This window comes from Streptomyces bacillaris (assembly GCF_003268675.1).
Classification (GTDB): Bacteria; Actinomycetota; Actinomycetes; order Streptomycetales; family Streptomycetaceae; genus Streptomyces; species Streptomyces bacillaris.
On record NZ_CP029378.1, the window covers coordinates 977286 to 1002330 of the forward strand.

The following is a 25045-nucleotide window of genomic DNA, read 5'->3' on the forward strand; positions in this document are numbered from 1 at the left end:
TCTCATCGAATGTACTGATGTCACCAAGAAGTTCGGTGACTTCACCGCGCTGAGCCGGCTGAACCTGACGGTCCCCCGGGCGTGATCTACGGATACCTGGGCCCCAACGGAGCGGGCAAGAGCACCACGATCCGGATGCTCGTGGGCCTCTCCCGGCCCACCTCCGGCCAGGTGCGGGTGCTGGGCCAGGACCCGACCGACCCCGAGGTCCGCCGCCGCATCGGCTATCTCCCCGGCGAACTCCGGCTGGACGAGCGCCTCACCATCGGGCAGACCCTGGACTCCTGGGGCCGGCTGCGCGGGCTGACCGACACCGCCTACCGGGACGAGCTGGTCCAGCGGTTCGGCGTCGACCCGTCCCGCAAGGTGCGCGGCCTCTCCACCGGCAACCGCCGCAAGGTCGGTCTGGTCGGCGCCTTCATGGCCCGGCCGGAGCTGCTGATCCTGGACGAACCGACCAACGGGCTCGACCCGTTGATGCAGCAGGTGTTCCTCTCCACCACCGAGGAGGCCCGCGCCAACGGGCAGAGCGTGCTGCTCTCCTCGCACATCCTCTCCGAGGTGGAGCGGGTCGCCGACCTGGTGGCGGTGCTCCAGGGCGGCAGGCTCGCCGCCTCCGGGCCGACGCAGGAGCTGCGCCGGCAGGCCGCGCAGCGCTTCCACATCACCTTCGCGGAGGGCGAGGAGGTCCCGCTCGCCGCGCTGGCCGCCCTGGAGGGCGCGTCGAAGGTGGAGCAGCGGCTGCCGGAGGGCCAGGAGGTCTCCCTCGCCTGGGCCGGTTCGCCCGACGCGCTGGTCAAGTTCCTGGCGGGCCACCGGATCACGACGCTCACCGCGCCCGAACCGGACCTGGAGGAGGCGTTCCTGGAGTACTACCAGCAGGACGTCCCCGGCAGCCGGAGCGCCGCGGCCGAAGAGCCCTCCCCGGCCGCCGACCCGGTGCGGTGACGACCGCCGACCCCGTGCGGTGACGAGCGCAGGCCGGGGGCGTACGGCCCCGATCCGCCGCCCCGCCCCGGCCCGCGACGGGCCTCAGTGATCAAGGCCGCCCCAGGGGCCGGCCGGAAGGGAAACACATGTCATCGCCCAGCTCGGAGATCTTCCGGCGCGGAGTACAGATCCAGAAGCGCACCCTCGTCGCCTGGTCGGCCGCGCTGGTCCTGCTCGCCCTCTCCGTCGTCGGCGCCTGGCCCTCGATGGAGAGCTCCGGCGCCCTGGAGGACTTCTCCACCGGCCTCTCGCCGGAGCTGGCCTCGGCGCTCGGCGTCGACCAGATCGCCAGCGCGACCGGCTATCTGAAGGGCAACCTCTACGCGGTCCTCCTCCCCCTCCTCCTCGGCCTGATGGCCGTGACCGCCACCGCCGCGCTGACCGGCGGCGACGAGGAGGCCGGACGGCTTGAGCTGCTGCTCGCCCTGCCGGTCGCCCGCCGCCAGGTCTTCCTGATCCGCTTCCTCTGCGTGACCTTCGGTCTCGCACTCACCAGCGTGCTCGTCTGGCTGACGGTGTACGGCTCGGTCGTCTCCTTCGACATGGACGTCTCCGGCGGCGGGGTGGCGGCGGTGACGCTGACCGTCGCCCTGCTGGCCGTGCTGCACGCGGGGATCGCGTACGCCATCGTCGGCTTCGGCCTCGGGCGCGGCCCGGCCCTGGGCGTGGCGGCGGGCGTGCTCGTCGTCGGCTATCTGCTGCACGGCATCGCGCCGATGTCCGACGCCCTGGAGCCGCTGGCGAACATCTCGCCGTGGGAGTGGGCGCTCGGCAGCGACCCGCTCCTCAACGGTGTGCCGTGGGGCGGGGTCGCGCTGCTGGTGGCCGTCTCCGTCGTGGTGGTCGCGGCCGGTACGTACGCCGTGGACCGACGGGACATCAAGAACGCCTGACGCGCCATCACTTTCTATTGATTGTCCATCAAAAGGCGGCCCGGCACCTTCCTTCGGAGGTACCGGGCCGCTTTCTGTTGCGGCGGCGCAATGTTGACGTACACGGCCGAAAATCGAGTACCAACGGTCACCAAATAGGGCTTGCATGAGTACTTGACGGCCATATCGAGGCTCATGTAGAGGCCGCTAGCTTCGGTCCATGGACAGCAGCCGAGCCCATCCCCCGGACCCTTCCGACCCCATCGTGCTGACCGGCATCGGGTGTGTACTGCCCGGTACTCCCGATGTCCAGACCTTCTGGAGCCATGTCTCCACCGGAACCTCACAGGTGAGCCGGTTGGAGAAGCCCGCCTTCGCCGCCGCAGGCCTGCCCGTCCACGCGGCCGCGCAGCTCGGCGGGTTCGACACCGCGGCCCGGCTGCCGGACCTCCTCCCGGCGCACGCCGAGAAGTACAGCCGCGACATCCTGGCGACCATGTCCGCCGTCCGCGACGCGCTCGCGGACGCCGGAATCGAGCGGAGCGACATCGCGCCGGAGCGGCTGAGCATCGTCCAGTCCTCCTCCCGCGGCCCGCTCTCCTGGTGGACCGAGACCATCACGGCGGCCCCGGAGTCGAACCCGTACGGAGGCAAGGCGACGGCCATGTTCCGGGGGCTCGCGGGCTGCCCGGCCACCCTGTCCGCCATCGACGTCGGCGCGAAGGGCCTGGTCACGACGATCAGCAGCGCCTGTGTCGGCGGCCACCACGCGATCGGTCTCGCCCTGCGCGAGCTGCGCTCCGGCAGCGCCGACGTGGTCCTCGCCGGGGGCCACGAGTTCCCGGTCGTCCCCGAGGTCGCCCGCTGCTATCTGGCGCTCGGTGACGGGGTGCTCTCGCCGGAGAGCGATGATCCGGCCACCGCCGTACGCCCCTACGACCGGGACCGGCGCGGCTTCGCCCTGGGCGAGGGCGCCATGACGCTCTGCTTGGAGCGGGAGTCCCACGCCCGGGAGCGCGGTGCGCGGATCTACGCGCGGATCCTGGGCCACCGCGCCCTCAACGAGGCCCACCACGCCACCAGCATGGACCTGGTCGGAGACGTCACAGCATCGGTCGTCGCCGGGGTGCTCGACGACGCCGGGCGCAAGCCCGAGGAGATCGGTTACGTCTGCGGCCACGGCACCGCCACCCGGTACAACGACATCGCGGAGAGCCGGGCCCTGCGCCGGCTGCTGCCGCGCCACGACGACGCCGACCTGCCGCCGCACGGCTCCAACAAGCCGATCTACGGCCACACGTTCGGCATGGCCGGGATCATCAACGTCGCCGCCACCTCGCTGATGCTCCACCACCAGCGGCTGGCCCCGACCGCCAACCACCGTACGCCGGACCCCGAGTGCGACTACGACCACGTGGCCGAGGGGCCGCGCAACGCCGAGTTCGACCTCGCGGTCTCGCTGTCCTTCGCCTTCGGCTCGCAGACCTCCGTCATGGCCCTGGAGCACGCATGACCACAGCCCCCGTACGCCCCTCAACCCCTCATCTGGCCGCCGGACCCGACGAGTTGGTGCGCCGCTTCGTCCGCGAGGGCGACCATGTGCACGCGGCGGCCACGATGTCCCGGCCCAACGCCCTGCTCAACGCGGTGTGCCGGGCCTTCGCCGGGAGTCAGAGCCTCACCGTGAGCACCACCGCCGTGCACTCCAGCGCCCACGCGCTCGCCCTCTCCGGGGCCGTACGCAAGGTGATCACCGGCTTCGTCGGGGACACCTTCCCCTCGCCGCGCCCCAACCGCCTCTACCGCGAACTCGCCGACGGGAAGCCGTTCGAGATCGAGATGTGGTCGCTGCTCAGCTACACCCAGCGGCTGATGGCGGCCGCCCTCGGCCAGCCCTTCGCCACCACCGGGTCGATGCTCGCGGAGACCGATCTGCGCCACGGCAAGGAGGGCAGCCTCCATCTGGTGGCCCACCCCGAGGAGCCCGGGCGGTCGGTCACCCTCCTCGCCCCGCTGCGCCCGCGCTTCACCCTCTTCCACGGTGTCTGCGCCGACCGGCGCGGCAATGTGGTGGCCGTCCCGCCGCTGGGCGAGGGCGCCTGGGCCGCGTACGCGGCGACCGAGGGCGTGCTGGCCTCGGTGGAGGCGATCGTCGACGACGAGGTGATCGCGGCCATGCCGGACCGGGTGGTCATCCCCGCCGCCCGGGTCCTCGGCCTCTGCGAGGCCCCGCTCGGCGCCCACCCGCAGTCCCTGCGCACCGGCCAACTGGCCGGGATCGACGGCTACGTGGACGACTACGCGTTCCTCACCGACATCGTGTCCGCCTGCAAGGACCCGCGGACGGCCGCCGCCTGGTACGAGGAGTGGGTCGGCGGGGTGGGAAGCCACGCCGAGTATCTGGAGCGGCTGGGCGAGCGGCGGCGGGCCTCGCTGGTGTTCCCCTCGGACACCCCCCGCGCTCCGCAGGCCCCCGCCGACGTCTCCACCGCCCCCACCGAGCAGGAGCAGCTGATCGTGCTCGGCGCCCGGACGGTCGCGGAGCTGGTCCGGGAGCGCGGCTACGACACGCTGCTCGCCGGGATCGGCACCTCGCACATGTCGGCGTGGCTGGCGGCCCGGCTGCTGGCCCGCGACGGCATCCAGGTGCAGGTCGCCGCCGAGCTGGGGCTCCAGTCGATGGACCCCGAGGCCGGTGACGTCTTCCTCTTCAGCCAGCGGCACGCCGAGCGTTCGCAGATGCTCACCGGGGTCGCGGAGACGCTGGGCGGGGCGGTCGCCGCCAACCCCCGCTGCCTGGGGGTGCTGTCGGCGGCCGAGATCGACCCGGACGCCAACATCAACACCACGCTGCTGCCCGACGGCCGCTGGATCACCGGCTCCGGCGGGGCCAACGACATCGCCTCCTCCGTGGACTGTGTGGTGATCGCGGTCGCCTCGCCCCGCCGGTACGTCCCCCGGCTCACCCACCTGACCAGCCCGGGACTCCATGTCCGGGACGTAGTCAGCCAGTTCGGGCGCTTCGCCCGTACGGGGCCGGGTGCGGCCTTCGAGCTGACGAGCTGGCTCCCGCCGGTGGCGGGCCGGGGCCGTACCCCGGAGGACCTCCCCGACGGGCCGGAGGCCGCCGTACGCGAACTGACCGGCTGGGACGTGGGCGTCGACCGGTTCCTGACCGACGAGAAGGCCGTCACCACCGAAGAACTGGCCCTGCTGCGCACCATGGACCCGGAAGGCTGCTACCGATGACGAGCACCACCACTGGCACGGTCCCCGACCCGGCCACCGCCCACCTCCGCCCGCTGCCGCCCACCGCGATCGCCCCCGTGCGGCTCGCCGGGATCGGCCACTACTTCCCGGGTGCCCCGGTCACCAACGCCCACTTCGAGCAGATCGAGGCGCTCGGCATCGACGACGCCTGGATCCGCGAGAACACCGGGATCGTCAGCCGCCACTGGCCGGCCGACGAGAAGGAGCGCGCGGTGGAGATGGCGGCCAAGGCGGTGGACCAGGCCCTGGAAGCCGCCGGGCTGGGCCCGGACGACATCGACCTCGTGATCGGGACCACCTCCACCACCCGGCCGCGTACCAACCCCTCCAGCGCGACCAACAACTACATGGACATCTCGCTGCCGCTCCAGAAGCAGGTGGGGCTGCGCCACGCGACCTGCTTCGACGTCACCTCGGTGGCCTGCGCCGGGTTCATGTACGGCACCGCCACCGCGGCCGCGATGCTCCCGGCGCTCGGGATGCGCAACGCGCTGGTGGTCTGCGCGGAGAACCCGCGGCCGATCCTGAACTTCGACTACCGCTACTCGGCGCTCTTCGGCGCGGGCGCGGCGGCGGCCGTCTGGTCGGCGGAGACCGAGGAGCGCGGGCTGCTGGACGTGGCGCTGCACGCGGACGGCTCGTACTTCGACGCGTTCGACATCGACGACAACGACAAGATGCTGATGCGCGGCCGGGAGGTGGGCGCGGTCGGCCCGAAGCTGCTCTCTCACGTGGGCCGGGAGATCCTGGAGCGCAACGGGCTGACGGTGGACGACATCGACTGGTTCGTGCCGCACCAGGGCAACCTGAACATGATCAACCAGGTGTGCGCAACGCTGGCGATCCCCCGCGAGAAGCTCCTCACCAACATCCAGGAGCGCGGCAACACCTCCAGCGTCTCCATCCCCAGCTGCCTCTCCGAGAACATCCGAGCCGGGAAGATCCGCTCGGGCGATCTCGTCGCCACGATCGGCATCGGCCGCGGCTTCAGCTGGGGCGCGATGCTCCTGCGGATTCCGTGAGCCCGGCCAGTCCTGATGTGCCGGGCGGCCCCCGGCGACCACCGTCGAGTACGGGAAGACGAGAGATGCACGACGAGACCTCCCTGTGGCGCGAGAGCGGACTGCGCCTGTCCGGATTCGGGCACTACTACCCACGCCTCCTGGTCGAGAACGAGACCGCCGACGACCCCGCGGGCAACGCGGTGGACGAGGCCGTCATCGGGCGGCTGGACGTCCGCAGCCGGCATGTGGCGGACGAGGAGGAGACCCCCGCGTACATGGGGGTCCGCGCCGCCCGGGCGGCGCTGGAACAGGCGGGTGTGGGCGCCGACGAGGTGGACCTGCTGGTCTTCAGCAACTGGACGGACCGCCAGTTCGTCCCCGAGTGGGGCCCGCACGCGGCGCATCTGCTGGGCGCGGACCGGGCGCTCGCCTTCGATGTGTGCGGTGCCTGTACGGGGTTCGTGCACGGGGTGCAGACGGCGGCGGCGCTCTTCGGGGCGCACACCACCTGGCGCCACGCGCTGGTCGTCTCCAGCGAGCGGTTCTCGCGCCGGGTGCGGCCCGGCAGCAAGGGCGAGCTGATCGTGGGCGACGCGGCCGGTGCGGCGGTGCTGTCGCGCGGGGCCGAGCCGGACGCGGGGCTGTGGGACTCGCTGCTGATCAGCGACGGCTCGGGCCGGGAGACGGTCACCGTGTACCCGCCCAACGGCTGGATCAAGAGCAGTCGTGAGCTGGTCTCCATCGCGGCCGACTCGCACGCCGACCTGGCCCGGCGGATGCTGGCCCGCTCGGGCACCAAGATGGACGAGATCGACTGGGTGGTCCCGCACCCCGGCACGGGCCAGCTCCACACGGCCGTACGGGAACGCCTCTCCATCCCGGAGGAGCGCTTCATCACCAACTACGAGACGGTGGCCAACACCGGCAGCGCCTCGGTGCCGATCGTGCTCTCCGAGATGTCGCGCGACGGCCGGCTCAAGACCGGGGACCTCTGCTACACACCGACGGTCGGCTCGGGCTGGTACTACGGGGGGCTGCTCTTCCGTGTCTGATCAGTCGTCACATGCCCTTCCCTACCCATCTGTTCGTGGCACCGCTCTGGTCACCGGCGGCAGCCGGGGCCTCGGCACGGCCATCGCCCGCCATCTCGCCGCCGTCGGCTGGCACACCGTGATCTGCGGACGCGACACGGAGAGCCTGGACGCGGCCGTGAAGGCGGCGGCCGACGACGGGCTGGTGCTCCACGCCGTACGGGCGGACGTCACCGACGAGGGTTCGGTGGCCGCCCTGTTCGAGCGGCTGGCCGAGGACGCCCCGCCGCTCGGGCTCTGCGTCAACAACGCGGGCAACAACTTCTCCCGCCGCCTGGTGAGCGTCAAGGAGCAGCCCGGCGGGCCGCCGCTGCTCTCCCCGCACCCGCTGGAGGACTTCCAGCGGGTGGTGTCCTCCCTGCTCACCGGCACCTTCCTGGTCGGCCGCCACGCCGCCCAGGCGATGCTGGCCGCCGGGACGCCCGGGGCCATCGTCAACATCTCCTCCACCGTCCGCCACGGCGCGTACGGGCAGTCGGCGTACTGCGCGGCCAAGTCCGGGGTGGAGGCGCTGACCCGCACCTGGGCGGTGGAGCTGGGCGAGTACGGCATCCGGGTGAGCGCGGTGGCGCCCGGGGTCATCGACGGCGAGGCACTGCGCCGCCGGTCAGCGGCGAGCGAACGGCACGCCGCGTACATGACCGACCTGCGGCGTCATGTGCCGCTGCGCCGCTGGTGCGACGAGAGCGATGTGGCGCAGGCGGTCGCCTTCGCCGCCGACAACCCCTCGGTGACCGGCACCGTGCTGGAGGTCGACGCGGGCGGACTGCCCGCCCGCGTCCTGCCCCGGGACGACCGGGCTCCCGGAGCCCGTACGACAGCCGCGAGCGCGGACCTCCCCGAGAAAGCGGAGAACACAGCATGACCAGCGGCTTCGCCCCCACCCTGCTCGAAGGCAGGACCACTTTTCTGACCGGCGCCAGCAGCGGGATCGGGGCCGTCCTGGCGACGATGCTCGCCGCCCACGGCTCACGCGTGGCGCTGATGGCCCGCAGCGAGAAGGAGCTGCGGCTGCTGGCCGAGCGGATCGAGGCGGACGGCGGACGGGCGGTCGCGGTCCCCGGCGACCTCACCGACGCCGAGAGCGTACGTGCCTCCGTCCGCGAGGCCGAGGAGCTGCTCGGCCCGATCGACCGGCTGGTCCACTGCGCGGGCGAGGCCCGCAACCAGGCGTTCCTGTGCGACCAGGACGAGGACCAGTGGATGGCCACCCTCGACATCAATCTGCTGGGCGCCTTCCGGGTGGCCCGGGCGATCGTGCCGGGGATGATGGAGCGCCGCGAGGGCAACATCGTGATGGTCTCCTCCATCGCCGGGAAGCGCGGTCTGCCCGCCAACACCTCCTACTGCGCCTCGAAGTTCGGTCTCAACGGGATGACGCAGGCGCTCGCGTCGGAGCTGGGCGCGTTCGGTGTGCGGGTCAACGCGGTCTGCCCCGGGCTCACCGACTCCCCGGCGGCCACGGACGGCGAACGGTACGGCGACCCGTTCATGGCCGCCATCGCCAAGCACCACGGCCCCCCGGACCTCACCTGGGAGCGGTACCTCAAGCGCGCGGTCAACTCGACGATCCTGCGCCGGCTGGTCCGCCCCGAGGAGATCGCCGCCCAGGTGCTCTTCCTGCTCTCCGATCTCTCCGGCGGGATGACCGGCCAGGCCGTCAACGTGGACGCGGGGGCTCTGTGAGCGGGGAGTACGGGAGCCCTGCGGGCGGGCAGTACGGTGCGTGGGCCCCCGGTCCCCGGGACGCCCTGGTCACCGGGATGGGCTTCTGCCTGCCCGGCGCGGGCGACGAGCCGGTACGCCGGGCCGATGAGGTCTGGGCGACCGCCGCCACCGGGACCAGCCACGTGGGGCGGGACGGCTTCCACCACGGGACCGTACGCGGGGCCCGGGAGGCGTTCGCGGAGCTGCTGCCGGAGATGCCGGCGCGCTATCTGCGCAGCTACGCCGATGTCCACCTCTATGGGCTGATCTCGCTGGCCGAGGCCTGCGCGGACGCCGGACTCGACCACCGGGCGGGCGAGTTGAGAGGGGCGGACGTGCTGACCGCCCGTGCGGGGGTGGACAGCAACTACGACAGCTACCGCGCCTGGCACGACGCCGACCCGGCGACGATCAGCCCGGCGGACGCCAAGTCCCTTTTCGTACGGCTGCTGGTGGCGGGCACGTCGAGCGATGTCGGCCCGGTCCAAGCCGCGTTGCTCGGCTCGACCGGTGCCAACTACACGGTGAGCTGCGGCTGCGCCTCCTCCTCGGTGCTGCTCGGCATCGCCCGCATGATGATCGCCTCCGGCCAGAGCGACCTGGTCGTGGTCACCGGGGTGGACCGCTTCGACACCGAACGCGTGCTGCACGGCCACCGGTTGCGGGAGGTCGTGGAGCGCGAGGGCGTGACCGTACGGCACAACGACGACCCGCCGGCCGCACCCCGGCACGACCGGCCGATGCGCCCGTACGACGCGGCGGGCGACTGCATGAACTACGGCGACGGCTCGGTGACCCTCGTCCTGGAGAGCCGCGCCCACGCCTCCGCGCGCGGCGCCCGCGTCCACGGCGCGATCCTCGGCCAGGCCACCACCCGGGGCGGGCTCAACAGCGCGGTCGCCATCGACACCGGCGGTACGGGCCTCGCCGAGGCGGCCCGCCGGGCGCTGGGCGGTCACACCACGCTGGAGCGGATCCCGTACGTCAACGGGGGCGGCGAGGGCGACGCGCTCTTCACCCGGATCGAGTCCAACGCCGTACGGGCCCTGTGGGGCGAGAAGTCGGAGCAGGTGCTGGTGAGTTCGCAGGAGGCCTGCTTCGGCCACAGCGGGGCGCCGCTCGGCAATCTGGGCACGGCGCTGACGCTGATGATGATGCGCGAGGGCGAGGTCTGCCCCACCGCCAACTGCGAAACCCCTTCCCCCGTCTGCACGTTCGACCCCGTGCCGGGCACCAAGACCCGGGCGCTGGACTTCGATCGGGCGCTGAGCTTCAACTACCAGGTGGGCGGGGTCAACAGCGCGCTGCTGCTGGGCGGTGGCGATGTCTGCTGAACCGACGGCGGCCACCGTCCGCCCTCTCTCCGTGAGGGGCGGTCGTGATGCCCGCTGAGATCCCCCTGCTGCGGCTCTCCGGTGCCGGGTTCGTCCTGCCCGGCCCGGACCGCCGCGCCTGCACCGACCTGGACACCTTCTGGCGGGTGGTCCGCGACGGGGCGAGCTGCCTCTCCCCGTACGCCCACCCCGAACTCCCCCTCCGGCTGGCCGGAACGGTCGACGGCTGGGACCCGGAGACCGAACTGCCCCTGTCCGAGCGGCAGATCCGCCGCTCCTCGCGGGCCGGGCTGATGGCCACCGGGGCGGTGCACCGGGCCCTGGTGCAGGCGGGGCTGACCGCCGCCGACCTCGATCCGGAGCGGACCGCGCTGGTCGCCTGCTCGCTCCAGTTCGCCTTCCCGGAGACCGAGCGCTACTACGCCCTGGCCCGGGACAAGGGAATGGCCGCCCTCGGCATGGAGTACTGGCTCAACGGCACCCCGCCCAGCGTGGTGGGCACCGTCGCCTCCGGCCTCCAACTCCCCTGCCAGACCCTGAGCGTGGCGGGCTCCTGCAACGTGGCGCTGCGCACGCTCCACCTCGTCCAGCAGATGTTCCGGTGCGGGGACATCGACCGGGCGATCGTCGTCGGCGTCGACACCACCGTCGACCCGGTCTTCATCGCGGGCACCAGCCACACCGGGCGCAGCGGCTACCGGGCCTCCTCGCTCTCCGACAACCCCACCGACATCCGGCCGCACGACGAGATCCAGACCGGCAACGCCACCGGAGAGGGCGCGCTCGCCGTCGTCCTGGAGGACCCGGCGGCCACCGGGGAGCGCCCGGGTCTGCTGCACCGGGCCCACTTCCGCACCTCGCGCTCCAACGGCCCCTCCACCGTGGCCACCGGCCCGCCCTCCAACGTGGTGGGCGACGTCCTGGCCACCCTCGCGTCGGCCGGGCGCGGCCTCGGGGACCTGGCGTTCGTCAACGACTACGCGGACGGCAACCGGTTCGTCGAGGACCACCTCTGCCAGGCGCTGGCGGGTGTACGGGAGGCGGCCTCGTACGACGGCGAGCTGCAACTCACCAACCAGGAGGCGGTCTTCGGTCATGTCGCCGGGACCGGCGGCCTGGTCAAACTCCTCGGCAGCCTCCTCATGCTGCGCCACGGCCATATCGCGCCGAGCGCCAACACCCTTGTCCCGTACGCCGGTCTGCCGGGCGACCCGGTGCTCGCGGGCGGCACGGCGACCGGCGGCGACAGTGCGCTGGTGCTCGCCTCCGGGGCGGGCGGCGACGCGACGAGCATGGTCATCGAATACGAAGGCGGCGACTTGCCATGACCCACGTTCACAGCACCGCTCCCCGGCCCGGGACGGCCGGGGAGCGGGACCCGCTGCGGGCACCGATCAGCACCCGCGTCACGGTCGACGCACCGGGGTCCGGGGGCGCCGCCCTCTCGGAGGCGCTCGGCGCACTCGGCCTCACGCCGGAGGCCCCGGGCACCGGCGCCGCCGCCCCCGTCGCGTACTGCGCCCTGCTGCTCGGCAACGAGGCGTACGGGGCCGAGCCCACGGCGGGCCTGGACCGCGAGCGGATCCGGGAAGCCGCCCTGGCGATGGCGGCAGCGGGCCGGGGCCGGCTCGTCCTGGTCACCGACGCGACGGGCGAGACGCACACCGGGACCGACCCCGACCGGCACGCCCGGCTCGCCGCCGACCGGGCCTGGTGGCAGCACCTGGTCACCGAGGTCGCCGCGTACGGGGTCACCGGCAACACCGTGGTCACCGGCTACTCCCCCGACCTGGGCCACCGCCTCCCCGAGGCGGCCGAGGCGGGGCTGCTCCGCTATCTCGTGCAGCGCCGTCCCACCACGGCGGCCGATGTGGCGGCCACGGTCGCGTTCCTGGTCTCCGAAGGGTGCTCGTACCTCGTCGGCGAGACGGTCCCGGTGGACGGGGGCGCGGGGCTCGGCCAGATCCCCTCCCTGCCCGCCGGGCCGCCGCCTGCCGCCGCCCCGCGCCCCAACGCCCCTCAGGAACCACAGCAGTTTGAGCCGGTCACCGGCCAGGACCTGCTGGGCCACACCGTCCTGGTGGCGGGGGCCAGCAGCGGCATCGGCCGGTCCGCCGCCCTGCACCTGGCCGGGCGCGGGGCCGATGTGGTCCTGGCCGCCCGGCGGACGCAGGCGCTGGAGGAGGTCGCTGCCGAGATCGAGGCGCTGGGCCGGCAGGCCTGGACCCTGCGCTGCGACCTCTCGGACCCCGAGGACGCCGCGACGCTGGGCGAACGCGCCTGGAAGGCGGCCGACGGGGTCACGACGCTGCTGTACGCGGCCGGGCACCTGGGCTTCAGCGCGGTGGGCGGCGACCCGGCGTCGGCCGCCCGGACCTTCGCGGTGAACCTGCACAGTTTCGTCGCCGTCACCGAGTATCTGACGGCACGCTGGCGGGAGGAGAGGATCCCGGGCGCGGTGGTCGGTGTCTCCTCGGTCAGCTCAACGCTCAGCCCGGTGGCGGGGCTGGAGTACTACGGGGCGAGCAAGGCCGCGATGGCCCAGTACATCCGCTGCCTCGCGGTCTCGGTGGCCCGCCACGGCATCCGCGCCAACTGCGTGGCCCCCGGCATCATCGAGACCCCGATGGGCGACGCGGCCGGACCCGAGCACCGGCGCGGCTGGATCAGCCGGATCCCCGCCGGGCGGGTCGGACGGCCGCCCGAGGTGGCGTCGGTCCTCGGCCATCTGCTGAGCGGCTCGGCCGCCCGGGTGACGGGGGCGGTGCTGCGCGTGGACGGCGGCTTCGGACTGGGGGACGTGGCGCCGCTGCGGCCGGGGTTCCCGGAGCCGTTCGAGGGGGCAGCCCAGTGAACTCGGCCGCGGAGACCACCGGCCTCCCGGCCGCCGCCCTCGTCGCCGGGGCCTCCTCCGGGATCGGTGCCGCCGTCGCCCGCCGGCTGGCCGCACGCGGACACGCCGTGTCGCTGGTCGGGCGGCGGGAGGCGGAGCTGAAGGAGGTCGCGGAGTCGATCCGTACGGGCGGGGGGACAGCGCTCCCACTGGCCCTGGACCTGGCGGAGCCGGGCGCCCCCGCCGAGGCGGTGGCCGCCACCGCCGCCGCGCTGGGCCCGGTCGGGGTGCTGGTGTGCAGCGCCGGCGCCATCCGGCTGGCCGCGATCCATGAGACCGAGGAGCGGCACTGGGAGCGGCAGGTGCGGGTGAACCTCACCGTGCCGTTCCTGCTGGCGCGCGAGGTGCTGCCCGGGATGCGGGAGCGGCGCCATGGCTGGATCGTGAACATCGGTTCGGGCGTGGGCTCGGAGGTGGTGCCGGGCAGCGGTGGCTACGGCGTCAGCAAGCACGCCGTGGAGCGGCTGACCGAGCTGGTGCACGAGGAGAACCGGGACCTGGGCATCCGCGCGGCGACCGTCGCCCCGGGCTGGGTCGCCACCCGGCTCGCGGCCCGCCCCGCCGATCTCGGTGTCCCCGAGGACGAGGTGCTGGACGCGGAGGACATCGCGGACACCGTCGCGTGGCTGCTGGACCGTCCGGCCCGGATGAGCGTGGGCCCGCTGGTCCGCGTCGAGCCCACGGCGAGCCGGGCCGCCGCCGGTGACGCCATGACCCGCCATCTGACCCGGGCCCGCGCCGGGAGCGCCGGACCGATCGCCAAGGAGAGCCGCTGATGGGCAGGACCACCCTCATCGAGCACGACGTGCCGGTGGAGATGCGCGACGGGACGGTCCTGCGGGCCGATGTCTGGCGCCCCGCCGACGGGCCGCCCGCACCGGCCGTGCTCTTCCGCACCCCGTACGGCAAGTCCGCCCTGGGTCTTGCCACGTTGACCCCGGCGCAGTGCGTGGACCGGGGGTACGCGGCGGTGGTGCAGGACACCCGGGGCCGGTTCTCCTCGGAGGGCGCGTGGGCGCCGCTGGACTGGTCGCGGGAGGGACCGGACGGGTACGACACCGTCGAGTGGACCGCCGAACAGCCTTGGTGCGACGGGAACGTGGCCATGGCGGGCACCTCCTACCAGGCCATCGTGCAGTGGCTGGCCGCCATGGAGAAGCCACCGCACCTGCGGGCCATCGCACCCACCATGTCCACCTCGGCCCCGTTCGACACCGAGCAGTTGGGCGGTTCGCTGCGGCTGGACCACCTCACGAGCTGGCTCGGTCTGACGGCGCTGGAGTGGGTGCAGCGCCGGGCTGCGGCGGGCGATCCGGTGGACGGGGCGGTCGTGGCGGAAGTCGTCCAGCTGCTCACGACCCCTGAAGTGCCGCTGCGCCGCTGGCCGTTGTCGTCGATCCTCGACTTCGAGGGGTTCCCGGGGCGGCTGCGGGACATCTTCGCGGGCCGGGTCGCGACGGTGGCCGACTACCACCTGGGCGAGGTGGGGGTGCCGACGTTCTCGGTGGGCGGGTGGTACGACGTGTTCTCGTACGGCACGATCGAGCTGCACCGGGCGATGCGCGCCCAGGACCCGGTGGCCGGACGGCACGAGCTGGTGATGGGGCCGTGGGTGCACTCCGGCCAACTGCCGCAGGTGCAGGGCGAGGTGAACACGGGTCTGTACGGCTCGGCGCAGGGCGCCCGGCTGGCCGATCTGCACCTGGACTTCTTCGACCGCCACCTGCGACCGGCCGGGGAGGGCGCGGACCAGGAACTGGGCGGGGACGTACGGTACTTCCTCTTCGGCGACGACACCTGGCACCGGGCCGCCACCTGGCCGCCGCCCGAGGCCGTCGACGCGTCCTGGTATCTGGCGGGAGGGGACGGGGACGGCCGCCTGCTGCCCGAGGCGCCCCAACTCCCGGCTTCGCAGGACACGTTCACGTACGACCCCGAGGACCCGGTGCCCTCGCACGGCGGCCGGGTGCTCCAGCTCGGCCGACTGGTGGCGGGTCCGCACGACCAGTCGCATCTGGAGGCCAGGCCGGACGTGCTCTGCTACACCTCCGAGCCGCTCACCGCGCCGCTGGACGTGGTCGGCCGACAGCGGCTGCGGCTCCGCTTCGGTTCGGACGCGCCCGCCACCGCCGTGGTCGCCAAGCTCACCGACGTCCATCCGGACGGGCGTTCCCTGCTGGTGGCCGAGGCGAGCCTGCGGCTGGAGGCGGAGGGGGACGGCCCGGCGGACGAGCCGTTCGATGCCGATCTGCTGCTCGGGGACACCGCGTGGCGCTTCGCCCCCGGCCACCGGCTGCGGGTCCACGTCACCAGCAGCAACTTCCCGCATCTGGACCGTCATCCCAACGTTCCGGGGCCGATCGGAGAGGCGGACCGCTGCTGCCCCGCACGGCAGTCGGTCTGGTACGGCGGCCCGTACGCGAGCGTGCTCCGCCTCCAGACCCTGCCCGCGCCGGACGCCGGGGAGGCCCGGTGAGCGACGGCCTGGACCTGGACATACTCGACCCGGCCTCCGCCGCCGTACCGACCGCCGAGCAGTGCGTCCTGGGCCCCCTGCTCAGACGGCGGGCCGCCGCCACGCCCCGGGCGCCGTACGCGCTGATGCCGGACGGTGAACTCTGGACGTACGAGCGGACCCTCCGGGAGACCGAGGAGACCGCCGCCGCGCTCCAGTCGCTCGGGGTCACGCCGGGGCAGCTCGTGCTGAGCTGGCTGCCGAACGGGCCGGACGCGCTGCGCGTCTGGTACGGGGTCAACGCGGCCGGGGCCGTGCTCGTCCCCCTCAACATCGCCTACCGGGGCGCGATCCTGCGCCAGGTGATCGCGGACAGCGGGGCCGAGGTGCTGGTCTGCCGGCCCTCGCTGGCGGCCCGCCTGGAGGAGCCGTACGGTCCGGACGAGGTCGGGGCCGTACGTACGGTGGTGCTGCTCGCGGGCCCCGAGGACACGGCCGACGAGGTCGAGGCGCTGGCCGCACGGCTCTCCGTACGCTTCCGGGTGGAGACCGGACTGCGCGGTGGACAGGCGGAGTTCACGGAGCCCGTACCGGCTCCGCAGCCGTGGGACCCGCAGACCGTCATCTACACCTCGGGAACGACCGGTCCGTCCAAGGGCGTTGTCTCCTCCTACGCCCACCTCTACAGCAGCTGCACCGCCGCCTTCCACGGGATGGCCGGACCCGAGGACCGCTATCTGCTGCAACTGCCGCTGTTCCACGCGGGCGGCACGATCGGCGCGTACGGGATGCTCGTGCACGGCGGTTCGGTGACGGTCGTCCCGGCCTTCACCACCAGCGAGTTCTGGCCGCTGATCCGGCGCACGGGGACGACCCTGTGCACGCTGCTCGGGGTGATGGCGACCTATCTGCTCAAGCAGCCGCCGCTGCCGCAGGACACCGGGCATCCGCTGCGGGCGGCCTATGTCATCCCGTTCACCGAGGGGGCGACGGAGTTCGCCAAGCGGTTCGGGGTGTCGGCCCGGGCGCTGTTCAACATGACCGAGGTCTCCTGCCCGGTGCTCTCGGCCCCCGACCACCACCCGGGCGTCCCGATGCACTGCGGGGAGCCGAGGCCGGGCATCGCCGCCCGGATCGTGGACGATCACGACCGGGAGGTGCCGGACGGCGAGGCGGGCGAGCTGGTGCTGCGGGCCGAGCGGCCGTGGTCGTTCCTCAGCGGCTACCTCGGGCGGCCCGCCGAGACCGCCGCCGTCTGGCGCAACGGCTGGTTCCACACCGGGGACACGTTCCGGCGGGCCCCGGACGGCGGGCTGGTCTTCGTGGACCGGAAGAAGGACGCCATCCGCAGGCGCGGCGAGAACATCTCCTCGTTCGAGGTGGAGGCCCAGGCGTTGGCCCATCCCGGGGTGCTGGAGGCGGCCGCGGTGGCCGTCCCCGGCGACGAGGGCGAGGACGAGGTGCTGCTCGTGGTGGCGGACCGCGATCCGGGCGCACCGGTCGACCCGGCGGAGCTGCTGGAGTTCCTGCGGGGGCGGCTGGCCCACTTCATGCTGCCGCGCTACATCAGGGTGCTGCCCGAGCTGCCGAAGACACCGACCGGAAAGCCGACCAAGCACACGCTGCGCGCCGAGGGTGTGGTGGCGGGGACATGGGACCGCGAGGCGGCAGGCATCCGGATACGCAGGGAGAAGATCGTATGAGCAACCAGGAAGCGGATCCGGCGGCCCCGGGCCGAGGTCCCGGGCACGAGTGGGCGGGGGCGGCCACGGAGTCGTTCGCGGACTTCGCGGACCGGGTGGACGGCAAGGAGGACGTACCGCTCCGTGCCTCGCTGGACGGCGGGGTCGCCACGCTGACGTTGGACCGGCCCCGCCGCCGCAACAGCCTCGATCTGACGCTCTCCCGCCATCTGCTGCTCGGCCTGATGAGCGCGGGCGACGACCCCGGGGTCCGTACGGTCGTGATCACCGGGAGCGGCGGGGCGTTCTGCGCGGGGGACGACGTCGAGAGCGTACGGCGGTGGCGGCTGGGCGACCGGGTGGACACCCCCTTCGACCCGATCACCTCGGACGCCCACTATCTGCGGGTCTGCGAGGCGATCCTGCATCTGCCGAAGCCGGTGATCGCGGGGCTGACCGGGGCGGCGGCGGGTGCGGGCGCGGAGATCGCCTGCGCGGCCGACTTCCGGCTGGCCTCCACCCGGGCCTCGATCGGCAGCTGCCTGGCCGGGGTGGGGCATGTGGGGAACGTGGTCCTGATGTCCCGGCTGACCGGTCCTGCGCGGGCCACGGAAATCTATCTGACCGGGCGGATGGTGTCGGGGGACGAGGCGGTGCGGCTCGGCCTCTTCGACCGGCTCTGCGAACCGGAGGAGTTCGACCGCGAACTGGCCGAGCTGGCGGGCCGGTTCGCCGCGCTGCCGACCGCTTCGGTGGGGTTGTTCAAGGAGCTGCGGGAGCGGAGCTGGGGGCAGCCCGCGGAGTACGGGCTGCGCCTTCAAGACGCGTACCACCTGAAGACGCACGCCACGGTGGCCGACGCCCGGGAGGGGATGGCGGCGTTCGCGGAGAAGCGTCCGCCGCGGTTCACCGGGGGCTGAGCGACCGGCTCACGGGGGGTGTGAGCAACCGGCTCACCGGGGGCGGGGGACCTACTCACCGGCACCGGAGGGACCGGCGCGCTCCCTTCGCCGTCGCGATGAAAAGAGTATTCTGATTCTGATGAACGAAGCACCGCGGCAGCGACCTCCGGCGGCCCCGCCGCCCCGTCCCCCGTCCGCCTCCTCCCCCGCCCCGGTCGAGGAGAGCGCCCACAGCCTCGATGTCTCCGGCGCCCGGCTGCACTACTGGACCGCCGGGGCCGCCGACCGCCCGGCCGTCGCGCTCACCCATGGCGCCGGGGCCGACCACCGCATGTTCGACCCGCAGATCCCGGCGCTGGTCGGCGCGGGCTACCGCACCCTGCGCTGGGACGTGCGCTACCACGGCGCGTCCGCCTCCACCACGGGCCGCTTCCGGACCGGCTACGCGGCCGAGGACCTGGCGGCGCTGCTGGACGCGGCCGAGGTGCGCAGACCCGTGGTGCTGCTGGGCCAGTCGATGGGCGGCAACATCGCGCAGGAGTATCTGCGCCGGAGGCCCGACGAGGTCGCCGCGCTCGTCGTGATCGGCTCCACCTCCAACACCCTGCCCATCACGCGGGGCGAGCGGCGGCGGCTGGCGCTCTCGCGCACCCTCATGCGGCTGATGCCCTACCGGCGGCTGAGCCGGTGGATGGCCCGGTCCTCGGCGGAGGACCCGGCGGCCCAGGAGTATCTGCGTGAGGCCTTCGTGGCCAACGGGCGGCGCTCCTTCCTCACCACCTGGGACGGCATGACCCGCACGGCCGCCCCCTCACCCGGCTACCGTGTCGAGCAGCGCGAGCTTCTGATCTGCGGTGAACGCGACGGCACGGGTAACATCCGCTCCGCCATGGAACGGTGGAGCGAACGCGATCCGAACAGCGAGTTCCATGTCATCCCCGGCGCCGGACACGTCGCCAATCTCGACCGTCCCGACGAGGTCAACCGGCTGACCGTCGCCTTCCTGAAGGCCTGAGAACCCAGCGAGACCATGACTGACCACGAGATCACCCCCGAAGCCGACGCCGACGCCTCCCCGGCCGCCGAGTCCTCCCCGGCCACCGACGCTTCCTCCGGCGCCGACCTCTCCCCGGTCCCCGGCCCCGACGGGTTCAGCGACGCGGAGGCCGCCTTCATCAGCGAGATGGGTTCCCTGATGGAGCGCTGGGGGCTGCCGCAGGCCACCGGGCGCCTCTTCGGCTACCTCCTGCTGCGCAACAAGCCGGTGGACCTGGACACCATGACCCGCGAGCTGGGCCAGGCGAAGAGCGGACTCAGCGTGGCGGCACGGCAGTTGGAGTCGTGGACCCTCGTACGGCGCTCCACCAGGCCCGGCAGCCGGCGGATCGACTACGAGGCGGTGGGCGACCTCCAGCACCTGCTGCTGGTGAACAACGCCCATATGCGCAAGTTCACCCAGACGCTCAGCTCGGGCATCCCGGTGGCGCGCGGCGAGGCCCGGGACCGGCTGGCCTCGCTCGCCGACCTGTTCAGCGGGTTCGTGGAGCAGACCGAGGCGCTGGTGGCCGACTGGGAGGCCCGGCGCGCCGCCTCCTGAACCGCCCGAAGCCCCAGGCCCGGACCCCACCTCTGGGCCCGGTCCGAACCGCTCGACAACCCGGCGCCCTACGCGGTCGGTTCGCGACGCCCCGGCCGTACCTCTTCCGACGGAGTGACCGTGAACGTGCCCGTGAGAACGCCGTCCGCCATCGCCCCCGATCTCCCGGTCCGTCCGCCGGTCGTGGACGCCTGCGCACTGCTGTACGACGACGCGGGCTGGCGGGTCTATCTGCACCGGCTGGGCGAGAACGCGCCCGAGTACCTGGACGTCTTCTCCGCCTCCTTCTGCCGCTACTTCGGCGCCGACCACGCCACGTACCGCGACGCGCTGGCCGTCCGCTGGCAGGACGCGGTCGATGTGCTCCTGCCGCCCGGCCGACCGCCCTTCGACCTGGACGCGTACCTCGCGGACCGGCGACGGCAGGGGGTGACGGGCGAGTTCGCGATGGGGTCGGCGGAGCGGCTGCCGGACGGCCGTACCGTCAACGAGTGGCTGCTGGAGACCACCCGGGACGTCCGCGACCGGGTCCACGTCTGGGCCGGGCTCTCACTGCGCGACCCGGCCGCCGCCCTCGACGAGCTGGAACGTTCCCTCGCGGCGGGCGCGACCGGGCTGTGCGTGATCCCCTTCCTGGACGGCACCGACCCGGCCGATCCGCGCTTCGCCCCGGTCTGGGACGCGGCGGCCGGGGCCCGGCTGCCGGTCTGGCTGCACACCGGCCACCACTTCGCCCGCAGCCACCCCAGCGGCCTGGGCAGCTGGCGTACGGTCGAGACCCTGGCGGCCCGCCACCGCGAGCTGCTGCTCGTCGCGGGCCATGCGGGCTGGCCGGATGTGCAGGAGACCCTGCTCACCGCCGCCCGGCACCCGGGGGTCTATCTGGAGTTCTCCTCGCACCGGCCCCGGCACATGGCGAAGCCCGGCTCGGGGTGGGAGCCGCTGCTGCACCACGCCCGGGGCCTGGCCCGCGACCGGGTCCTGTTCGGCACCTCGACCTGGGTCAACCCGGCCCCGACCGCCTCCCTGGCCGACGAACTGGCCGGGCTCGCCCTGCCCGCCGAGGTGACCACCGCCTGGCTCTCGGGCAACGCGGAGGCCCTGATGGCCCGCGCGGCGGGGCCGCACCGGGGCTGAGGCGGGCCTACCGTCGGCCGGGTAAGCCACCCCCGACCGACGGAGACGTACGACATGGCAAAGATCCTTTTCGTAGTGACCGGCGCGGACCACTGGACCCTGGCCGACGGCACGGCCCACCCGACGGGCTTCTGGGCCGAGGAGGCCGTGACCCCGTACCAGATCTTCACCGGCGCCGGACACGAGGTGGTCGTCGCGACGCCCGGCGGCGTCGTCCCCACCGTGGACCGCGCCAGTCTGGCCCCCGATGTCAACGGCGGCCAGGAGGGCGCGGACAAGGTGGCGGCCGGGCTGGAGGCGTTCGAGGAGCTGCGGCGGCCGGTCGCGCTGGAGGACGTGGACCCGGAGGCGTACGACGCGGTCTTCTACCCGGGCGGCCACGGCCCGATGGAGGACCTGTCGGCGGACCCGGCCTCCGGGCGGCTGCTCACCGAGACCCTGGCCTCGGGCAGGCCGCTCGGCGTGGTCTGCCACGCCCCGGCAGCGCTGCTGGCCGCCACGGGCCCCGACGGCGTCAACGCGTTCGCGGGCTACCGCCTCACCGGCTTCACCAACACCGAGGAGGACCGGGCGGGCTTCGCGGACAAGGCGAAGTGGCTGCTCCAGGACCGGCTGGTGGCGCTGGGCACGGACTTCCAGGAGGGCGAGCCCTGGGCGCCGTTCGTGATCACCGACCGGAACCTGGTGACCGGCCAGAACCCGGCCTCCGCCGCCCCGCTGGCGGAGGAGCTGCTCAGGCGGATCGGCTGAGCGAGGCGCCGTACCGCTCCCGCCCGCCCCGACCGGTCCGGTGGACGGGCCGTCTCCGTACGCGGGCGGGAGCGCGGGCGTTCTCCGTGTCGGGTCAGACCCAGTCCCGCTGGACGGGCGGCTCGCAGAGTTCCAGGACGACCGCCCCCGACGACTCCGGCTCCTCACCGGCCAGGGGCTTCACGCGGGCGCCGACCGTGACCATCTGCGGCGCGGCCCCGACGACCTGGCAGCGGAAGACGAAACCCTCGGGGAAGCGGACCAGGGACTCGTTCCGGGCCGCCTCGGTGTAGCGGTGGACCACGGCGGTCCGTACGACCACGCCGTGGCCGGTGGTGCGTTCCGGCTCCAGTTCGCTCGACGCGCACACCGGGCACAGCAGCCGCCGGAAGGAGGCGGTGCCGCACCAGCGGCAGCGGTTGTAGGAGAGGCCGCACTCCTCGTGCGCCTTCTGGACGGTGCCCATTCCTGCCTGAGACACGGATCGACCCCCTGCGCTCGACTCGGACGCGCCGCACCTGGCTGACGGCGCGTCCGCACCATATGGCACTGAGTGCCGACACGTAAAGGCACTGAGTGCCGATTATTACCGAGTTTTCGCGGGGGGCGGGCGCTCAGCCCTCCCCGACGGCCGCCTCGATCTGCTGCACGACCCGCCACATCGGAGTCCCTTTGGCCGCGACCATGACGATGACCTCGCTGCCCCCGGACCCGGCGGTGACACCGGACGCCCCGGCCGTCGCCGGCAGGGCCTGTTTCTCCCGGGCGGGCGAGGGCCCGGCGGGCTGCTCCCACACTCCCCGTACGAGATCGAGCGCATGGTCCACGGCCGCCTCGGGGTCGCCCGCCCCGCCCGAACGCAGCCACAGCCGCAGCCCGTTGTTGTGCGCGGCGACCACGGAGGCGGCGATCACCTCGGCCCGCAGCTCCCCGTCCCGGTCCGTGCCGAAGCGCCCCCGGAGGTGACCGGCGAGCGTCTGCTCGTAGCGGCGCACCACGGAGAGTTCGTACGTCCGCAGCCCCGGCACCTCCCGGGTGAGCCGGTAGCGCTGTACGGAGAACTCGGGGTCGGCCGCGTACATCCGCAGCACGATCCGCGCCGCGTCGCACACCGCGCCCACCGGATCCTCGTCGCCCACGGCGGCGAGGAACTCCGTCATCTCCGCGAGACAGCGCTCATGGTCCGGGAAGACCACGTCCTCCTTGGAGGGGAAGTACCGGAAGAAGGACCGCCGCCCCACCCCGGCCCGCGCCACGATGTCGTCGACCGTCGTCCGCTCGAAGCCCCGCTCCAGGAAGAGCTGGAAGGCCGCCTGCGCCAGCACCTCCCGCATGGGTGCCTTCTTCTCGGGTCCGCGCGCCTCGCTCATGCGGCGAAACGTAGCATCGGAGGGAGGGTTTTGGCACTGGGTACCTTTACAGAGGGTACTGAGTACCATAAGGTTACCCTTACGAAACCACACCCAGGTGGAACCGGGCCTGATCGGCAGGGACCACACCGAGGTAGGCAGGAGAGCCGGCGTGAGCTTGAGGATCGTTGTCTGTGTGAAGTATGTGCCCGACGCGACCGGTGACCGGCGTTTCGCCGATGACCTGACGGTGGACCGTGAGGATGTGGACGGTCTGTTGTCGGAGCTGGACGAGTACGCGGTCGAGCAGGCGTTGCAGATCGCGGACGGGGCGGACGGCGCGGAGATCACTGTGGTGACGGTGGGTCCGGAGGACGCGAAGGACGCGCTGCGCAAGGCTCTGTCGATGGGTGCGGACAAGGCGGTCCATGTCGAGGACGACGATCTGCACGGCACGGATGTGATGGGGACGTCGCTGGTGCTGGCGAAGGCGGTCGAGAAGACCGGTTACGACCTGGTGATCTGCGGGATGGCCTCGACCGACGGTGTCATGGGCGTCCTCCCGGCCCTGCTGGCGGAGCGTCTGGGTGTGCCGCAGGTGACGCTGCTGTCCGAGGTCGCGGTGAACGGCGGTGTGGTGAGCGGGCGGCGTGACGGTGACACGGCATCGGAGCAGCTCGAGGCGTCGCTGCCGGCGGTGGTGTCGGTGACCGACCAGTCCGGTGAGGCGCGTTACCCCTCGTTCAAGGGGATCATGGCGGCGAAGAAGAAGCCGGTTCAGTCGCTGGATCTGGATGATCTGGGGATCGAGGCGGACGAGGTCGGTCTGGAGGGTGCGTGGACGGCTGTGGACGAGGCGGCGGAGCGGCCGGCGCGGACGGCGGGCACGATCGTGAAGGACGAGGGTGAGGGCGGCAGGCAGCTGGCCGAGTTCCTCGCGGGCCAGAAGTTCATCTGAGCCCCGCCCCCGGGTGATTCCCTCCCTCTCTTCTGTCTCTTCTGTCTCTGTGTCTGGAGTGCGTTGTCATGGCTGATGTTCTTGTTCTGGTCGATCACGTGGACGGTGCGGTCCGCAAGCCCACCCTGGAGCTGCTGACGCTGGCCCGCCGTATCGGTGACCCCGTCGCCGTCGCCCTGGGTGCGGGTGCCGAAGCGACCGCCGGGGTGCTGGGCGAGCACGGTGCCGTGCGGGTCCTGACGGCGGATGCCTCCGAGTTCGCGGAGTACCTCGTGGTGCCGAAGGTGGATGCCCTGCAGGCCGCGTTCGATGCGGTCTCCCCGGTGGCGGTGCTGGTGGTGTCCTCCGCGGAGGGCAAGGAGATCGCGGCGCGTCTGGCGCTGCGGATCGGGTCGGGGATCATCACCGACGCCACCGATCTGGAGGCCGGTTCCCAGGGTCCCGTCGCCACTCAGGCGGCCTTCGCCGCTTCTTTCACCACGAAGTCCCGGGTGTCGAAGGGTGTTCCGGTCATCACGGTGAAGCCGAACTCGGCTCCGGTCGAGCCGGCTGCTGCTGCGGGTGCGGTGGAGGCGCTGAACGTGTCGTTCGGTGCGGCGGCGACGGGGACGAAGGTGGTTGCGCGGACGCCGCGTGAGTCGACCGGGCGTCCGGAGCTGACCGAGGCCGCGATCGTGGTCTCGGGCGGTCGCGGGGTGAACGGGGCGGAGAACTTCCCCCTGATCGAGGCCCTCGCGGACAGCCTGGGGGCTGCGGTGGGGGCGTCGCGTGCTGCGGTGGACGCGGGCTGGTACCCGCACACCTCCCAGGTCGGCCAGACGGGTAAGTCCGTCTCCCCGCAGCTGTACATCGCCTCCGGTATCTCGGGGGCGATCCAGCACCGGGCGGGGATGCAGACCTCGAAGACGATCGTCGCGGTCAACAAGGACCCCGAGGCCCCGATCTTCGACCTCGTCGACTACGGCGTCGTCGGCGACCTCTTCACCGTCGTGCCCCAGCTCACCGAAGAGATCAACAACCGCAAGAGCTGACCCCCTTCCCTCCCGCTCCACCC

At 72.9% G+C, this 25045-nt stretch carries 23 protein-coding genes; 21 read left to right on the plus strand and 2 right to left on the minus strand.

Annotation, left to right across the window (positions count from 1 at the left end; all coding sequences use genetic code 11):
- The first annotated feature begins 81 nt into the window (after nt 1–81).
- From DJ476_RS04085 to DJ476_RS04175, 19 genes are all read left to right on the plus strand, one after another.
- On the plus strand, nt 82–948 hold the full coding sequence (locus DJ476_RS04085; RefSeq protein WP_112489855.1) for an ABC transporter ATP-binding protein: 867 nt from the start codon (nt 82–84) through the stop codon (nt 946–948).
- 128 nt (nt 949–1076) lie between these two features.
- A complete protein-coding gene (locus DJ476_RS04090) occupies nt 1077–1883 on the plus strand; it encodes an ABC transporter permease subunit (protein ID WP_103419230.1) in 807 nt (268 codons plus the stop codon).
- Nucleotides 1884–2082: 199 nt separating this feature from the next.
- Entirely contained in the window at nt 2083–3375 is a 1293-nt protein-coding gene (locus tag DJ476_RS04095) for a beta-ketoacyl-[acyl-carrier-protein] synthase family protein (protein WP_112489856.1), read from the plus strand.
- Nucleotides 3372–5111: a CoA-transferase gene (locus tag DJ476_RS04100; RefSeq protein WP_112489857.1), complete on the plus strand. Its 1740-nt coding sequence runs from the start codon at nt 3372–3374 to the stop codon at nt 5109–5111. Before DJ476_RS04095 ends, DJ476_RS04100 begins: the two co-directional genes overlap by 4 nt.
- Entirely contained in the window at nt 5108–6154 is a 1047-nt protein-coding gene (locus tag DJ476_RS04105) for a ketoacyl-ACP synthase III (protein WP_103419227.1), read from the plus strand. Before DJ476_RS04100 ends, DJ476_RS04105 begins: the two co-directional genes overlap by 4 nt.
- Nucleotides 6155–6219: 65 nt before the next feature.
- Nucleotides 6220–7188 (plus strand): ketoacyl-ACP synthase III, encoded by a 969-nt coding sequence (locus DJ476_RS04110; protein ID WP_103419226.1) that lies wholly within the window; start codon nt 6220–6222, stop codon nt 7186–7188.
- Nucleotides 7181–8092, plus strand: coding sequence for an SDR family NAD(P)-dependent oxidoreductase (locus DJ476_RS04115; RefSeq protein WP_112489858.1), 912 nt, complete (start codon nt 7181–7183; stop codon nt 8090–8092). Before DJ476_RS04110 ends, DJ476_RS04115 begins: the two co-directional genes overlap by 8 nt.
- Nucleotides 8089–8913: an SDR family NAD(P)-dependent oxidoreductase gene (locus DJ476_RS04120; RefSeq protein WP_028418548.1), complete on the plus strand. Its 825-nt coding sequence runs from the start codon at nt 8089–8091 to the stop codon at nt 8911–8913. The genes DJ476_RS04115 and DJ476_RS04120 overlap by 4 nt, the downstream gene beginning before the upstream one ends.
- Complete coding sequence (locus DJ476_RS04125; protein WP_112489859.1) at nt 8910–10268, plus strand: beta-ketoacyl-[acyl-carrier-protein] synthase family protein; 1359 nt, start codon at nt 8910–8912, stop codon at nt 10266–10268. The genes DJ476_RS04120 and DJ476_RS04125 overlap by 4 nt, the downstream gene beginning before the upstream one ends.
- A gap of 47 nt (nt 10269–10315) precedes the next feature.
- Nucleotides 10316–11596, plus strand: coding sequence for a beta-ketoacyl synthase (locus tag DJ476_RS04130; protein ID WP_103419223.1), 1281 nt, complete (start codon nt 10316–10318; stop codon nt 11594–11596).
- Nucleotides 11593–13122, plus strand: a complete 1530-nt coding sequence (locus DJ476_RS04135; protein WP_112489860.1) for an SDR family NAD(P)-dependent oxidoreductase — start codon at nt 11593–11595, stop codon at nt 13120–13122. The genes DJ476_RS04130 and DJ476_RS04135 overlap by 4 nt, the downstream gene beginning before the upstream one ends.
- Nucleotides 13119–13937, plus strand: coding sequence for an SDR family oxidoreductase (locus tag DJ476_RS04140; RefSeq protein WP_112489861.1), 819 nt, complete (start codon nt 13119–13121; stop codon nt 13935–13937). The genes DJ476_RS04135 and DJ476_RS04140 overlap by 4 nt, the downstream gene beginning before the upstream one ends.
- Nucleotides 13937–15637, plus strand: coding sequence for a CocE/NonD family hydrolase (locus tag DJ476_RS04145; protein WP_103419220.1), 1701 nt, complete (start codon nt 13937–13939; stop codon nt 15635–15637). Before DJ476_RS04140 ends, DJ476_RS04145 begins: the two co-directional genes overlap by 1 nt.
- Entirely contained in the window at nt 15634–17319 is a 1686-nt protein-coding gene (locus DJ476_RS04150; protein ID WP_241565637.1) for an ATP-dependent acyl-CoA ligase, read from the plus strand. The genes DJ476_RS04145 and DJ476_RS04150 overlap by 4 nt, the downstream gene beginning before the upstream one ends.
- Nucleotides 17316–18218, plus strand: coding sequence for an enoyl-CoA hydratase/isomerase family protein (locus tag DJ476_RS04155; RefSeq protein ID WP_103419219.1), 903 nt, complete (start codon nt 17316–17318; stop codon nt 18216–18218). Before DJ476_RS04150 ends, DJ476_RS04155 begins: the two co-directional genes overlap by 4 nt.
- 121 nt (nt 18219–18339) lie before the next feature.
- Nucleotides 18340–19215, plus strand: a complete 876-nt coding sequence (locus DJ476_RS04160) for an alpha/beta fold hydrolase (RefSeq protein ID WP_103419218.1) — start codon at nt 18340–18342, stop codon at nt 19213–19215.
- A 15-nt stretch (nt 19216–19230) separates the two neighbouring features.
- Nucleotides 19231–19797 (plus strand): GbsR/MarR family transcriptional regulator, encoded by a 567-nt coding sequence (locus DJ476_RS04165; RefSeq protein WP_103419217.1) that lies wholly within the window; start codon nt 19231–19233, stop codon nt 19795–19797.
- 120 nt (nt 19798–19917) lie between these two features.
- Nucleotides 19918–20934: an amidohydrolase family protein gene (locus DJ476_RS04170; RefSeq protein ID WP_112489862.1), complete on the plus strand. Its 1017-nt coding sequence runs from the start codon at nt 19918–19920 to the stop codon at nt 20932–20934.
- A 54-nt stretch (nt 20935–20988) separates the two neighbouring features.
- Nucleotides 20989–21684, plus strand: a complete 696-nt coding sequence (locus tag DJ476_RS04175; protein WP_103419215.1) for a type 1 glutamine amidotransferase domain-containing protein — start codon at nt 20989–20991, stop codon at nt 21682–21684.
- 94 nt (nt 21685–21778) lie between these two features.
- Here DJ476_RS04175 and DJ476_RS04180 read toward each other — a convergent pair whose 3' ends face one another.
- Together DJ476_RS04180 and DJ476_RS04185 are read right to left on the minus strand one after the other, a co-directional pair.
- Nucleotides 21779–22150: a Zn-ribbon domain-containing OB-fold protein gene (locus DJ476_RS04180; RefSeq protein ID WP_112489863.1), complete on the minus strand. Its 372-nt coding sequence runs from the start codon at nt 22148–22150 to the stop codon at nt 21779–21781.
- Nucleotides 22151–22298: 148 nt separating this feature from the next.
- Nucleotides 22299–23018 carry a TetR family transcriptional regulator gene (locus DJ476_RS04185; protein ID WP_103419213.1) on the minus strand — a complete coding sequence of 240 codons (720 nt, stop codon included), beginning with the start codon at nt 23016–23018 and terminating at the stop codon, nt 22299–22301.
- 187 nt (nt 23019–23205) lie between these two features.
- On the opposite strand from DJ476_RS04185, the gene DJ476_RS04190 reads away from it, so the two are divergent.
- Complete coding sequence (locus DJ476_RS04190; protein WP_103421934.1) at nt 23206–23991, plus strand: electron transfer flavoprotein subunit beta/FixA family protein; 786 nt, start codon at nt 23206–23208, stop codon at nt 23989–23991.
- 68 nt (nt 23992–24059) lie between these two features.
- Nucleotides 24060–25022 carry an electron transfer flavoprotein subunit alpha/FixB family protein gene (locus tag DJ476_RS04195; protein ID WP_112489864.1) on the plus strand — a complete coding sequence of 321 codons (963 nt, stop codon included), beginning with the start codon at nt 24060–24062 and terminating at the stop codon, nt 25020–25022.
- The last annotated feature ends 23 nt before the right edge of the window (nt 25023–25045 follow it).

Excerpts from the sequence above, each read along its gene's own strand:
- DJ476_RS04090 (WP_103419230.1), top strand. The coding sequence starts at position 1,077 with ATGTCATCGCCCAGCTCGGAGATCTTCCGGCGCGGAGTACAGATCCAG.
- DJ476_RS04095 (WP_112489856.1), top strand. The coding sequence starts at position 2,083 with ATGGACAGCAGCCGAGCCCATCCCCCGGACCCTTCCGACCCCATCGTG.
- DJ476_RS04100 (WP_112489857.1), top strand. The coding sequence starts at position 3,372 with ATGACCACAGCCCCCGTACGCCCCTCAACCCCTCATCTGGCCGCCGGA.
- DJ476_RS04105 (WP_103419227.1), top strand. The coding sequence starts at position 5,108 with ATGACGAGCACCACCACTGGCACGGTCCCCGACCCGGCCACCGCCCAC.
- DJ476_RS04110 (WP_103419226.1), top strand. The coding sequence starts at position 6,220 with ATGCACGACGAGACCTCCCTGTGGCGCGAGAGCGGACTGCGCCTGTCC.
- DJ476_RS04120 (WP_028418548.1), top strand. The coding sequence starts at position 8,089 with ATGACCAGCGGCTTCGCCCCCACCCTGCTCGAAGGCAGGACCACTTTT.
- DJ476_RS04130 (WP_103419223.1), top strand. The coding sequence starts at position 10,316 with ATGCCCGCTGAGATCCCCCTGCTGCGGCTCTCCGGTGCCGGGTTCGTC.
- DJ476_RS04135 (WP_112489860.1), top strand. The coding sequence starts at position 11,593 with ATGACCCACGTTCACAGCACCGCTCCCCGGCCCGGGACGGCCGGGGAG.
- DJ476_RS04145 (WP_103419220.1), top strand. The coding sequence starts at position 13,937 with ATGGGCAGGACCACCCTCATCGAGCACGACGTGCCGGTGGAGATGCGC.
- DJ476_RS04155 (WP_103419219.1), top strand. The coding sequence starts at position 17,316 with ATGAGCAACCAGGAAGCGGATCCGGCGGCCCCGGGCCGAGGTCCCGGG.
- DJ476_RS04160 (WP_103419218.1), top strand. The coding sequence starts at position 18,340 with ATGAACGAAGCACCGCGGCAGCGACCTCCGGCGGCCCCGCCGCCCCGT.
- DJ476_RS04165 (WP_103419217.1), top strand. The coding sequence starts at position 19,231 with ATGACTGACCACGAGATCACCCCCGAAGCCGACGCCGACGCCTCCCCG.
- DJ476_RS04175 (WP_103419215.1), top strand. The coding sequence starts at position 20,989 with ATGGCAAAGATCCTTTTCGTAGTGACCGGCGCGGACCACTGGACCCTG.
- DJ476_RS04180 (WP_112489863.1), bottom strand. The coding sequence starts at position 22,150 with ATGGGCACCGTCCAGAAGGCGCACGAGGAGTGCGGCCTCTCCTACAAC.
- DJ476_RS04185 (WP_103419213.1), bottom strand. The coding sequence starts at position 23,018 with ATGCGGGAGGTGCTGGCGCAGGCGGCCTTCCAGCTCTTCCTGGAGCGG.
- DJ476_RS04195 (WP_112489864.1), top strand. The coding sequence starts at position 24,060 with ATGGCTGATGTTCTTGTTCTGGTCGATCACGTGGACGGTGCGGTCCGC.